This window comes from Alteromonas sp. ABM1_013, assembly GCF_056160505.1.
On the sequence record NZ_JBSWXH010000021.1, the window covers coordinates 1 to 211 of the forward strand.

At 54.5% G+C, this 211-nt stretch carries 1 protein-coding gene; it reads right to left on the reverse strand.

Features of this window, described 5'->3' with window-relative positions; genetic code table 11:
• On the reverse strand, positions 1–211 hold a 211-nt coding region (locus ACXAGK_RS19535), incomplete at both ends, for an Ig-like domain-containing protein (protein WP_474857491.1).

Genomic DNA, 211 nt, shown 5'->3' on the forward strand with positions numbered 1-211 from the left:
GTATTGGTGACAGTATTACCCGCGGCGTCTGTCGCGCTTACCGAAGTCGGGTAGCTGCCTTCTGCAAGCGTAGCAACTGCGTTGTCAGCCAGTGTCCATGTACCGTCACCGTTATTGGTAGCGGTATAGTCGTTGCCGTCAATCGTTACCACCACAACTGCATTCGGATCGTTCACCGTACCGGTAAGCTCTGGCGTGGTGTCGTTAGTAG